Here is a 12188-nt window from a genome sequence, read left to right as displayed (position 1 = left end):
GAAGAGGTGGCGGACGATGCGTGGCTGCAAACCGGAAGAAGCGATGTCATAAACCGGTGGGCCCGAAAGCCCCCACGCACCGCCCGCCAGAAAGGCCGACGGTTTGCCCGCCGGCACCGGTTAAGGACGGTGCCGACGGGCAAGCGCAAACTACAGACATCGCTTTCTTCGGGTTTGCAGACCCGAGCCACCCGTTTTCGGTGGCGTGCCATGGTGTTTACGCAGCGGCTCCGAATGCCAATAGAAATTCGCGAAGGAATCGCGTAATCCGAGAGCGAAGAACTATTGTTGCACGCACCATTCGTGCAGCACGCGACGCCAGCAGACGCATTCGCGCCGCTGCTCTGCTGATGGCGAATAGAAGTGGCGCAATCGCCCACGCCACAAGCGAATAGCGCGACGGCCTTCTTTGCAACAGTTCTTAGTCCGCTTCGGCAGATCGCGGCGCCCGACCGACCGCACACCCCGAAAATAGGTTCAATCCCGACAACGCCAGCGAACCTCGCAGCCTCAACCAGCGCCGTCCTCAGCCGTGCTCGCATTCCCCACCAGCAACTCAATCATCGCCCGCGCCGCCGCCGACTGCCGCCGATGCGGCGCATAGATCACCGAGAACGGCCGCGACCGTCCCCGCAGCTGCGGCAGGACTTCCACAAGCTGCCCACGCTGCAACCGCTCGCGCACGATGAACTCATAGCTCTGGCAGATGCCGATGCCCTGTTCGGCCAGCGACACCACGCCCAGCACATCGTCGGAAGTCTCGATGGACGAGCGCGGCAGCCAGTCGACGTCGCGTCCGCCGTCGCTGAAGATCCACGGCGCCAACCGCCCAGTACGCGGCATCACGAAGGGCAGGCACAGGTGCTGCTGCAGGTCGTCCAGCGTCTGCGGCGTACCCCGGCGCTGCAGGTACTCCGGCGAAGCCACCAGCACCAAAGGCGCATCTTCCAGCTTGCGCCCTACCAGCCCGCTGTCCGGCAGCTGGCCCAGCCGGATGGCCAGGTCGAAGCCTTCGGCCACCAGGTCCACGTTGCGGTTGGTGATGTTCAGTTCCACCTGCACCTGCGGGTACTGCTGCGCAAAGCGCGCCAGCACGGGCGGCAGCCGGTAGTGGCCATAGGTGGTGGGCACGCTCAGGCGCACGCGGCCGGCCAGCGCGCCGTCCTGGGCCAGTACGTCGCGCTCGGCGTCGTCCAGCAGGCCGAAGGCCGTGCGCACCTGTTCCAGATAGAGCCGCCCGGCGTCGGTCAGGCCCACGCGGCGCGTGGTCCGCTGCAGCAGCGGTCGGCCCAGCCGCGCTTCCAGGCGGGTAACCGCGCGGCTCAGCACCGAGGGCGTGGTGGACAGCGCCACCGCGCCGGCCGTGAACGAGCCGTGCTCGACCACCGCCAGGAACACCTCCACATCGCCCAGGTAGTCGAACTTGCGGCTCATTTGGCTCTCCGGGGAACAGATGTTTTGCGATGGGGCCAATTTATCGCCGCTGGGGCGATGAATAAAGTGGCCGCCATTCCCCGATAGGAGCTCCCCATGAACCTGATGACCCGGCTGGCCGCAGCGCTGGCCCTGACCCTGGCCGCGACCGGCGCGCATGCCGCCAACGTGCTGGTGGTGCTGTCCGACGAAAGCTACCTGGACCTGAAGGACGGCAAGGTGCTGTCCACCGGCTTCTATCTCAATGAGCTGATGCAGCCGGTCAAGCTGCTGCTGGACGCGGGCCACGAGGTGACCTTCGCCACGCCGCAGGGGCGGGCGCCGACGGTGGATGCGTCCTCGGTGACGGCGGCGTACTTCGGCAACGATGCGGCGCAGCTGAAACTGCACAAGGACCTGCTGGAGAAACTGGCGCTGACTTCGCCGACTGCCTCGCCGGTGGTCAGCCTGGCGCGCATCGAGCAGCAGGGCTACGCGCGTTTCGATGCGGTCTATATCCCCGGTGGCCACGCGCCGATGCAGGACCTGCTGAAGAGCCCGGCGCTGGGCCGCTTGCTGGCCGACTTCCATCAGCGCAACAAGACCACCGCGCTGGTCTGCCACGGGCCGATCGCGCTGCTGTCCACGCTGCCGGGTGCGGGTGGTTTCGTGGCGAAGTTGGAAGCCGGTGCAATGCCGGCCACGCCGAAGTGGATCTACAGCGGCTACCAGATGACGGTGATCAGCAACCAGGAAGAAGAGCAGGCCAAGCCGTTGCTGGGCGGCGGTGAGATGAAGTTCTACCCGCAGACCGCGCTGCAGCGGGCGGGGGCGAAGTTCAGCAGCAACACCACGCCGTGGACCGGGCATGTGGTGGTGGACCGCGAGCTGATTACCGGGCAGAACCCGGCTTCGGCACTGGAGGTGGGGCAGCGGTTGCTGGAGCGGTTGAAGTAGGGCGGGACGGCATCGCGTGCCGCGCCGTGGCACCATGGCGGACTGGCCTCGTCCTTCCCGGCGCGGCCGGTTTTCCAGGGAAGCCCTTCAATACGACATGCGAACGTCCATCCTCTTCATTCTCTCCATCCTGTGCCTGGCCCTGTTGTCTGGCTGCGCCAGTGGGCCGGACTACCACCATTCCAATCGCGAGATCACCAGCGCATTCGTGGCCGACGACGGCAAGCTGTACCTGCTGCCGGTCTATGACGAACCGATGCGCTTTGATGCGGCGCCGTTCCGTGATTACCGCGCCCTGATGGACAGCCCGCTGCGCGAAGCCGTGGTCTGCGCACAGCTGTACTTCCGCGAGGACTGGCGCGTACCGGCCGACAGGACCAAGGTGCATGGCAGCTACGCGCTGCTGCTGCGGCCGGAGCAGGTGACGCCGGAACAAGCGGCGCAGTTCAAGCTGGAGCGGCTGGAGATCAGCCCGCGGGTAGCCAAGGCCATCGATGAGCTGACCCGCCGGCCGTACATCCTTGAAGCCCGGAGCCGTTACGAGCTGGCGGCCAACCCGGACTGCAACCTTTCCAGGCAGGGCGGCAGCTATTACAGCGCGCTGTTCGAGAGTGATGGCGAGCGGGTGACGTTACCGGACGCTGCGGCGCTGGCGGCGAAGGCGAAGCTGCCGCAGTCGATTACCGCGCGGGCTGAGCGGATCCGGCCGGACGATACGGACAAGCCGGGGGTTGGGACGGCGGCCGGAAGGGTGCTGGGTGCAGCGTTGGTGCCGGTGGCGGTTCCGGTGTTTGTGTTGAGCCTGCCGTTCCTGGGGCCGGATCATTGGAAGTGATGGGCGTTGAGGTAGATCCACGCGTGGCGTGGATCTACCTATGGTCAGCTGTCAGGTGGAGGCGCTTAGGCCTCCACTTCAACTGCGTGCTCGAAGGCTGCCTGTCACCGCAGCCGGGCTCTGAAGTAGGCGGCAACCTGCGGATCGGTCGCGTAGACGTAGCAGCCCTTCATCCCTCGGGTCATCAAGGTGCGGTAGGTGTTCTTGATGATGGTGTCTGCAAGTTCGGCGGCATGGGCGGGATGGGACTTTGAGAGCTTCACGAAGCCCTTCATGGTCTTGTCGTGCCGATCACGCGCGCGCGGCACGGTTTTGAGGGCGCCGTTCTCCATGATGAGGTCCGGCCCGATGATGACGCCAATGTAGTCGACTTCCAGGCCTTGGCAGGTGTGAATGCATCCCACCTGGTCAATCGAGCCGGCGGAGACGATCCAGAGGCTTCCGTCCTTGTCCAGGTTCCATTGCCGCCGATAGCTGCCGATGACAATGTCCATCTCCTTGGTGTTCTTCTTACTGTTCCAAGGCCAGCAGTAACCGGCTACGACGCGCGCGCGGTTGTCGGCGTTCTTTGATTCGATGGCGGCATGCAGCGTGGACGGGTCGTCGAATATCTGGAAGTCGTAACTGATTCCGTCCAGTGTGGTGTTTGCGGTTGGGCGGATCTGCAGCACGTCATCCAGCCATGCCAGGTAGCCGTCCGAGCCTGCGCAGCGGAACTGCGACGACAGAACGTATTCTTCTACGGTAGCGCCACGGGCAATCGCAAATTCCCGGATGGCTTCCTTGGTGCCGATATCCTTGAGCGTCACCCGTTGGTCTTCATCAATGAAGAATACGCTGCACAGGGCAGCGTTGATCAGCTCCATGATCTGGTTCTTGCCCTCGTTCCCGTAGAATCCGCCTTGCTCGGTAAGCCGGTGCGCTTCGTTGACAATCAGCGCGTCGAATTCGTTTTCAGGAGAATCAATGAACGCCCCGGAACCGCCAAAGAAATGGTGCAGGCGCGCGTTGTCCTTCGATTTTCCAAGCGCATTGCTGTAGACCGCGCGCGGTGCAGCATTCTTCGAGATGTACTTTACGTTCAGGCCATCGCGTAGCGTGGCCAGAAGATTCACAGCGACGACAGACTTGCCCGTACCTGGGCCGCCTTCAACGATAACGACACGGGGTTTCCTGTCTGCGCAGGCCTGAGCACATGCCGCCTTGGCTGCTTCGAATACATGCTTCTGCTCGTCCAGCAAGGTGAACGCGCTATTTCCTGACAGCAGCCGATACACTTCGTCGGCGAGTGCCTTGGAGGGTCGAATGCGCCCGCTGTCCAGATCGGCCAACACAGGCAGGCCGTTACCCTTGCTGGTGTACTGACTAATGAACGTGCGTAGACCCTCAAGGTCGGACGAGCCCTTCAGAAAGAGCGGTGCACGCTGGATGTAAGGCTGGTAGTGCGGCGAGTCGATCACACCGTCCCGCATATAGTTGTGCAGATAGGCACAGGGGTGAAGCTGGAGCTTGCCTTCATAGACGGCTTCGTTGAAGCCTTCCAGGAAGGCAGCATAGGACCACGCCTGATAACTGGGGTGGACGCGCAGGTCTCCCGGGCGTAGCTCGATCATGGCGTCGCGTGCGGAAGGCTTGATCGCCGACCATTGCTTGAGTTCTACGATGATGACGTGAGGCGACCCATCTGCGGCGTGACCGGTCAGGACAACATCGATGCGCTTTCGCGATTGCGGAAGAATGAACTCCACAGCCACGCCGATGTCCCCAGGAATGGAGGGGTGGTTCAGCGCACGAGCGACGTATCCCAGTGAGGAACGCCAGGAATTGACCTCCGAATCGCTGACCTGGGTGCTCGTCGCTGCCTTGTAGCTGGCGAGGATGACTTCCTCGATCTCCTCATTATTGCAGTCGCGAAGGAAGGCGTCCTTGTCTGCCTGATAGACGATCATGGCTGCGCCAGCTTGTTGTACTTGGTGCTGACGCCCCGTGAGAGGTCGACCGGGTACTTGACGGCATTCATAGCCAGCTTGCTGCTGACGGCTTCATTCAGATCGATGCCGAGCACGTCCGACAACCGGATGAGGTACAGAGCCACATCGGCGATCTCATCACGCACGGCCTTGGCGGTGGCTTCAGAGGACGCTGCCTCGAAGGAGTCGACCTCGGTCATCCACTGGAATATCTCGTTCAGCTCTCCAACTTCGCCAGAGAGGGCCATGACAAGGTTCTTGGGGGAGTGGAACTGTGCCCAATCACGCGCTTCGGCAAATTCCCTGAGCGCCTGGGCAGCGCCCCGAACCTCGACAAGAGGGTGTTCCATGGCATGGCCTTATACGACAGAATTGGGCCAATTCTACCCATGCCGGTGGGGCGTAAGCGACATTTCGCCCCGTGATATCTGGCGAATAGCAAGGGCGTAGAAGAGCCCTTGTCGGCGAAGCATGCATTCGAAGGCCATTAGTCGGGGCCACGACAGCGGCTACACTCACTGCCTACCCCGATGGAAGCTCACCCATGTTCAGTGGAAAGGTCGCGGTGGTTACCGGATCCACCAGCGGTATAGGCCTTGGCATCGCCACCGCGCTGGCGCGGCAGGGCGCGGACATCGTGCTGAATGGCTTCGGCGATGCGGCGGAGATCGAACGCACCCGTTCCAAACTGGAAACCGAGTTCGGCGTGCGCGTGGCGCATGACGGCGCCGATCTTTCCCGTGGCGAGGCAGTGCGCTGGATGATTGAGCATGCCGTCGCGACGATGGGCCGCATCGACATCCTGGTGAACAACGCGGGCATCCAGCACACCGCGTCGATCGAGGAATTCCCGGTCGACAAGTGGGATGCGATCCTGGCGCTGAATCTGTCGGCGGTGTTCCACGCAACGGCGGCGGCCTTGCCCCACATGAAGCAGCAGGGCGCCGGCCGCATCATCAACATTGCGTCGGTGCACGGGTTGGTGGGCTCGGTGAACAAGTCGGCCTATGTGGCGGCCAAACATGGCGTGGTGGGGTTCACCAAGGTGACCGCGCTGGAGAATGCGGGCAGCGGCATCACTGCCAATGCGATCTGTCCGGGCTGGGTGCGGACGGCGCTGGTCGAGCAGCAGATCACCGCATTGGCCGAGCGCGAGGGCACGGATCAGGAGTCCGCCGCGCGTGCGCTGCTGGCTGAGAAGCAGCCGTCGTTGCAGTTTGTGACACCCGATCAGCTGGGCGGGATGGTGGTGTTCCTGGCGTCGGACGCAGCGGCACAGATTACCGGCACGGCGCTGCCGGTGGATGGGGGCTGGACGGCGCGCTAGCTGGCTGGCTGTGCCTTACGCTGCAGCATCGGCAGCGCCACCAGCGTGGCCAGGATGGTGAAAAGCACCAGCGACGAGCCGACTGTGCCGAAGCCCAGCCCGCCCTTTTCCAGCGGCTTGGTGAGCAGGTCGCCGAAGGTGGCTCCGAACGGGCGGGTGAGCACGAAGGCGATCCAGAACAGGATGACCCGGTTGATGCCCTTGATGCGGCTGGCCAGTGCGGTGAGCGCGATGAGGCTGCCGATCAGCAGTGCGCCGCCGGTGAAGCCCAGCCCGGAATCGTCCGCGAGGAAATCACCCAGCGCGGTGCCGAGCGTGTTGGAGAACAGCACGGCGGTCCAGTAGAAGCCTTCGGCGCGGCGTGATGCGATGTTGCTGACCGAGATCGACTTTTCCGACACCCGCCAAGCCAGCAGCACCAGCGCCAGGCAGCCGGCCAGCAGGCTGGCGCCGGTGGCGTAGCCCAGGCCGAGCGTGCGGTCGATCAGGTCCGACATGGTGGTGCCGGCGGTGCTGGTGGCCAGCACCACCGACCAGAACAGCACCGGGTGGAAGCGCCGCGCCGACAGTTGCAGGGCCAACAGGCCGGCGAAGATCGCCAGCAGGATGGCTGAGCTGGCCACGTAGCCCAGGTTGAGCGTCATCGACAGCAGGTCGCCCGCAGTCTCGCCGAGGGTGGTGGCGGCGATCTTCATCACCCAGAAACCCAGGGTGACCGCCGCCACTTTGCTGTGCAGGGACTCTGCGTCTGAAGCACTCATCGAACGTCGCCAGGGATGCCTGTGGGCGATGCTGTGGTGGCGGGCGTCGGAGCGGGGTCGGAACCGGGTTTGGCGAGGGTGAGCGTGCGGGCGGCGTTCAGCCGGCGCTGGCGGACGCTGGCAGGTGTGTCAGCAGGGCGTCCCAGTCGGCCACGAAGCAGCCGTTGTGCCCGCGGTTGCACTCGGTGATCCATGCGTCCAGCGACGCGCTCTGCGCTATGACGGCGAGCAGTTGCAGCATGCTCTTGGAGAATGAACGCGCTACGCTGCGGCGATCCCCGCACTGCGCGGGTCTATGGTGGCGGGGAAGGACATGGCAGGGTGGAAGGGGCGTTCGTTGTTGTGGACGGTGCTGTTGTCCTGCGGCCTGCCGGCAACGGCAGCGGAGCTGTGCACGGCCAGTGCCTACGGTGACGGGCAGGGCAACCTCGTGGTGCTGGGCGCGCCCGCTGCGGCACCGGCCACGGGCCAGCGCTATCTGATGCTGGACGGGCGACGCGGTGCCACTGGCGATGCCAACGCATCGGTAAGCTGCAGCGGCGATGTGGTCAGCTTCAGGACACCCGCCGGAACCACGCAGCGCTGGCAGCGCCTGCAGACCCGCGATACCGATGCAACCTTCAGTAGTGCCGGAACCACGCTGGTGGGGCAGTTGATCGAACCGGCCGGCCCGCCCGACCCGACGCGGCCGCTGGTGGTGCTGGTGCACGGCTCGGAACGCACGATGGCGGTGGCGGCGATCTACCAGCGGATGCTGGTGGCGCAGGGCATTTCGGTGTTCGCCTACCAGAAGCGTGGCACCGGTGATTCGGAAGGCGAGTACACGCAGAACTTCGAGCTGCTGGCTGATGACGCGGCGGCGGCATTGACGAAGGCACGCGCACTGGCAGCGGGGCGTTTCGGCCGGGCCGGGTACTTCGGTGGCAGCCAGGGCGGGTGGATCGCGCCGCTGGCGGCGACGCGCTCGCAGGCGGATTTCGTGGCGATCGGTTTCGGGCTGGTGGTGTCGCCCATCGAGGAGGACCGCGAGCAGTTGTTCGATGAGGCACGGCGCATGCAGCTGGATGCGGCGGCGTTGGCGCAGGTCGGGCAGCTTTCAGATGCGACCGCACAGTTGATGCGCACGCATTTCAATGAAGGCTTCGAGGCGCTGGCCAGGGTGCGTACGCAGATCGGTGCCACGCCGTGGGCGAAGACGATCAACGGCGAATACAGCGGTGACATGCTGCGCATGAGCGACGCCGACCTGCGCCGGATCGGTCGCGCGCGCTTCGACAACCTGGAGCTGATCTGGGACTACGACGCCGAGGCCGCGCTGCGCCGCCTGAAGGTGCCGTTGCTGTGGGTGCTGGCCGAGCAGGACCGGGCCGCGCCGATTGCGGCCACGCGTACCATCCTGGAACGCCTGCGCGCGTCGGGACAGCCGATTGATACCTACCTGTTCCCGGACACCGACCACGGCATGGTGGAGTTCCGCACCGATGCCGAAGGCAACCGGGTATCGACGCGGATCACCGACGGGTACCTGCGCCTGTTGGCCGATTGGATCAAGCAGGAAGTGGATGGGCGCTATGGGCGTTCGCGCAGGCTGAGTGACTGAGCGGACAGGGGGTGCTGGCGGCGGGCTGCTCTCCGCCGCCAGTTGCACCGGGGCTCACTTCGGCTTCGCAAACACATCCAAGCCCTTGCCCGTCTCCAGCAGCGACTTCAGGCTCGACAGCACGATCGGCCAACCCTGGCGGATGCCGGTATCCATGCCGCTGCCGGGTTCCAGTTCGTCGTGGGTGACCGTCAGCCGCACCATGTCCTGGTAGGGCACGATGTCGAAGGTGACGCGGCTGTAGGCATCCGGGTTCTCGGCCTGCGAGGCGGCGGCCCAGGTGATGACCAGCCGCGAGGGTGGAGTGCTTTCCACCACTTCTCCCACCAGTTCGACCGAGCGTGTTTCGTTGGCACGTACATGCTGCCAGCGCGAGCCGGGTTTCCAGTCCGAGACGTTTTCGTGGCCCCAGTAACGGCTGGCGATCTCGGGGCGGGTGATGGCCTCGAACACCTTCTGCGGGGTGGAAGCGATGTAGATCACGTGGATGAAGCGGGTGGACTCTGCGGACATCGTCATTCTCCTTCCAGTTCTCGTTTCAGGTCATGCAGCAGGCTCAGGCGCTGCTGCTCGAACTTGCGTACCCAGCGTTCGTAGACTTCATGCAGCGGCACCGGGTTGATGAAGTGCAGCTTCTCGCGGCCACGGCGCACGGTGCTGATCAGGTTGGCGTCTTCCAGCAGGCCCAGGTGCTGGGTGACCGATTGCCGGGCCATGTCCAGGTGGTCGCACAGCTGGCCCAGGGTCTGGCCGTTGTGCTCGCAGAGCAGGTCCAGCAGCGTCCGGCGCGTGGGATCGGCCAGCGCCTTGAACACCTTGTCTGCGTCGCGCACGTGGTCTACCGCCATGGGGATGTCTTCAATTCCAGTTGTCGATCCTGACGTCATGTGGGTTGGGCTGGCCCTTGCCGGTCTCCAGCAGGGCCTTCAGGCTCATCAGGAATACCGCCCATTTGGTGCTGCAGTGGGAGGTGAACTCGACGCGCTCTTTCCAGCCCTCGTGGGTGAACAGGACGATGCAGTAGTCGCCTTCCTGCTTCAGCACGAAGCGCACGTGGGTGCCGATCCATTCGGCAGGTCCGGCCAGGAACTGCCAGAGCACGAGCTGGCCAGGAATGAGCTGTTCGAGCTTCATTTCCATGGCGCCGATCTCCTGGCCGTTGTTCGTGAAACGCGCCTTGACCGTGCCGCCGACCTCGCGGTCGCCATGGGTGTCTTCGGCCCACCAGGAGGCCACGCCTTCGGGGGTGGCCAGGGCCTGGTACACCTGGCTTGCGGGGGCCTTGATGCCGACCCTGTGTGCGATATCCACCATTGCAGGTTCCTCGCGATGGGCAGGCAGGCGCCGCCCTTGAGTGAACTATATGCAGGTAAATACCTGCATGTCAAATCCGGCCATGGAGAGCCGGAGTCGGGCTGGGCGGGCTACTTCTGCCTGGGCACGAACTGCTCGCGTACTGCCTTGGCCAGCAGGTCCGGCGGCAGCAGGCCCTGGTCGATGAGGAAGTTGTTGAATGCAAGGCGGTCGAACCGGTGGCCCAGTGCGATCTCGGTTTCCATGCGCAGTTCGAGGATGCGGCTGTAGCCGTAGAAGTACGCGCCAGCCTGGCCCGGTGCATTGAAGGTGTAGCGATCCAGCTCCTGCTGGATCATCGCTTCGGACAGGCCGACGTCGTCGCGCAGGATACGTGCTGCGGCGGCACGGTCGATCTGGCCCAGGTTGATCATCGGATCGAGCATGGCCCGTGCTGCACGCATCAGGCGGAACTGCAGGGCGATGAACTGGCCGTCGAGCGGTTCGTGCGGAACCATTTCTGCTTCGGTGTACAACGCCCAGCCTTCGATGTTGACGGAGTTGAACGCGAACAGGGTGCGCGCCAGCGAGACACCACGTTCGATCATCGCGGTGAACTGCAGCTCGTGGCCTGGCCGTCCCTCGTGGGCGGACATCGTCCAGCGGGCAGCATCGAAGTTGAAGTCGTCGTAGTGCAGCGTGTTGCCGTCGGCGGTGGCCAGTGCGAGGGGCAGGACAAACTGCCCCTGCTGCCCGGTGTTGCCGACCAGAGGGGCCGGCAGCAGATGCGGGGCCTGCACCACGGCTGATTCGGCCGGAGTGCCAAGGCGGATGATCATCGGCCGGCGTGGCAGGTCGACGATGCGCTGGGTGCGGATGATGGGTTCGATGACTTCGCTGGCCTGCTGATAGCGTGCGACCAGCTGCTCGTTGGGGATGGCATTCTTCTTCAGGGCGCGGACCACTGCGACGTGATCGTGCGGATCGGTGACCTGCAATCCATGTTCCTTGACCACACTGGGCGCCAGCTGCTGCATGGCCGCGCGTGTTTCCATGAACTCCACCTGCGCGCGCTGCACCAGCAGCTGCGGATCGACGTCGATGCCGATCTGCCGGAGCTGGTTGGCATACAGCGCGGGCGGCAGCCGGGTGTCCACGCGCGCATCGGGCAGCACCGTCGTACGCACCCATTGCGCGTAGTCCTTCAACTGCGCTTCCATCAATGCCAGGCTGGCCTCGGCACCAGGCTGCGGGTAACGGGTGAACAGGGCCCGGATGCCGGTGATGTAGGTGTTGATGTTGCCCAGGGCCTGTTCGACCTCTGCCTTGGAGGGCCGAAGCAGGCGGCGATCAGTCGCGTGTTCGGTGTAGCGGGCCTTGGCCAGTTCGGTGAACGGCGGCGATGTGCCGTCCTGCCCCAGGTACCGCTGCAGGCGTTGCACCGCGAATGCGCGGCGCTCGGGCGTGGCCTGATCGGAGAGCAGGGTGCGGAGACCGTTGAACATGATCTGCGGCGCATCGCGCCACGGCAGTGACAGCTGCTCGTTGAGCTGGCTGCTGGCGATGGCTTCGTCGGCGGCGCGGATCATGATGTCCAGGTCCTGACGGATGTTCGGGTCCTGTTCGTTGGCCCGCTGTGCCTTCAGCTGGTCGCGGGCCTTCGCGCTGGCGGCGCGGAAGCGCGCGGGGAAGCCCGGTTGCAGGTCGGTGATGAGGCGGTCGTAGCCGGGGATGCCCATGAACGACATGTCCTCGGGGCCGAACGGCGCCTGCGCATCCAACAGGATCTGTGCGTACTGGTTGCTGCGGGCGACCCAGGCAGCCGATGACGTGCGGTCTGGATGCACCCCGGCCGCTCGGAGTGGCGTGGCGGCGAGCGCGCACGATGCCGAGAGGGTGAACGCGATCACGAAAGGCAGGCGGCGGTTCATGGGGCATCCTTGGCGGGTGGTTCGCCGCAGATTCGGTGGCGGCCTCTGGGGTGAACAGCGCTGGAAGTCATGTGGACTTCCGACTGCTTCAGTCCGGTACA

The 12188-nt window shown here is 64.6% G+C and carries 13 protein-coding genes; 4 read left to right on the top strand and 9 right to left on the bottom strand.

Annotated features, from left to right (window positions below; genetic code table 11):
- Positions 1–510 precede the first annotated feature (510 nt).
- Positions 511–1434: a LysR family transcriptional regulator gene (locus BKE09_RS01500; protein ID WP_075674677.1), complete on the bottom strand. Its 924-nt coding sequence runs from the start codon at positions 1432–1434 to the stop codon at positions 511–513.
- 96 nt (positions 1435–1530) lie between these two features.
- On the opposite strand from BKE09_RS01500, the gene BKE09_RS01495 reads away from it, so the two are divergent.
- A complete protein-coding gene (locus tag BKE09_RS01495) occupies positions 1531–2370 on the top strand; it encodes a type 1 glutamine amidotransferase domain-containing protein (RefSeq protein WP_075674676.1) in 840 nt (279 codons plus the stop codon).
- Positions 2371–2467: 97 nt separating this feature from the next.
- Positions 2468–3205, top strand: a complete 738-nt coding sequence (locus BKE09_RS01490; RefSeq protein WP_075674675.1) for a hypothetical protein — start codon at positions 2468–2470, stop codon at positions 3203–3205.
- Positions 3206–3309: 104 nt separating this feature from the next.
- On the opposite strand, the gene BKE09_RS01485 is transcribed toward BKE09_RS01490, so the two are convergent.
- A complete protein-coding gene (locus BKE09_RS01485) occupies positions 3310–5154 on the bottom strand; it encodes a DUF2075 domain-containing protein (RefSeq protein WP_075674674.1) in 1845 nt (614 codons plus the stop codon).
- Positions 5151–5525 (bottom strand): nucleotide pyrophosphohydrolase, encoded by a 375-nt coding sequence (locus BKE09_RS01480; RefSeq protein WP_075674673.1) that lies wholly within the window; start codon positions 5523–5525, stop codon positions 5151–5153. The genes BKE09_RS01485 and BKE09_RS01480 overlap by 4 nt, the downstream gene beginning before the upstream one ends.
- A 194-nt stretch (positions 5526–5719) precedes the next feature.
- Between BKE09_RS01480 and BKE09_RS01475 the strand changes: the two genes are divergently transcribed.
- Positions 5720–6502 carry a 3-hydroxybutyrate dehydrogenase gene (locus BKE09_RS01475; protein ID WP_075674672.1) on the top strand — a complete coding sequence of 261 codons (783 nt, stop codon included), beginning with the start codon at positions 5720–5722 and terminating at the stop codon, positions 6500–6502.
- Here the strand turns inward: BKE09_RS01475 and BKE09_RS01470 are convergent.
- Together BKE09_RS01470 and BKE09_RS23045 are read right to left on the bottom strand one after the other, a co-directional pair.
- Positions 6499–7263: a hypothetical protein gene (locus BKE09_RS01470; protein ID WP_075674671.1), complete on the bottom strand. Its 765-nt coding sequence runs from the start codon at positions 7261–7263 to the stop codon at positions 6499–6501. The genes BKE09_RS01475 and BKE09_RS01470 overlap by 4 nt on opposite strands.
- A gap of 97 nt (positions 7264–7360) precedes the next feature.
- On the bottom strand, positions 7361–7504 hold the full coding sequence (locus tag BKE09_RS23045) for a hypothetical protein (protein ID WP_240502868.1): 144 nt from the start codon (positions 7502–7504) through the stop codon (positions 7361–7363).
- A gap of 72 nt (positions 7505–7576) precedes the next feature.
- Here BKE09_RS23045 and BKE09_RS01465 point away from each other — a divergent pair, with 72 nt between their 5' ends.
- Positions 7577–8863, top strand: coding sequence for an alpha/beta hydrolase (locus tag BKE09_RS01465; RefSeq protein ID WP_075676537.1), 1287 nt, complete (start codon positions 7577–7579; stop codon positions 8861–8863).
- Positions 8864–8917: 54 nt separating this feature from the next.
- Here the strand turns inward: BKE09_RS01465 and BKE09_RS01460 are convergent, their stop codons facing one another.
- From BKE09_RS01460 to BKE09_RS01445, 4 genes are all read right to left on the bottom strand, one after another.
- Entirely contained in the window at positions 8918–9376 is a 459-nt protein-coding gene (locus BKE09_RS01460; protein ID WP_075674670.1) for an SRPBCC family protein, read from the bottom strand.
- Positions 9377–9378: 2 nt separating this feature from the next.
- Positions 9379–9711 carry a metalloregulator ArsR/SmtB family transcription factor gene (locus tag BKE09_RS01455; protein WP_075674669.1) on the bottom strand — a complete coding sequence of 111 codons (333 nt, stop codon included), beginning with the start codon at positions 9709–9711 and terminating at the stop codon, positions 9379–9381.
- 10 nt (positions 9712–9721) lie between these two features.
- Complete coding sequence (locus BKE09_RS01450) at positions 9722–10177, bottom strand: SRPBCC domain-containing protein (RefSeq protein WP_075674668.1); 456 nt, start codon at positions 10175–10177, stop codon at positions 9722–9724.
- A gap of 110 nt (positions 10178–10287) precedes the next feature.
- On the bottom strand, positions 10288–12087 hold the full coding sequence (locus tag BKE09_RS01445; protein WP_075674667.1) for a DUF885 domain-containing protein: 1800 nt from the start codon (positions 12085–12087) through the stop codon (positions 10288–10290).
- Positions 12088–12188 lie beyond the last annotated feature (101 nt).

The sequence above is a fragment of the Stenotrophomonas sp. TD3 genome (assembly GCF_001939825.1).
Taxonomy (GTDB): Bacteria; Pseudomonadota; Gammaproteobacteria; order Xanthomonadales; family Xanthomonadaceae; genus Stenotrophomonas.
Note: the sequence above shows the minus strand (reverse complement) of the source record. Positions and strands in the feature narration are given on the sequence as shown.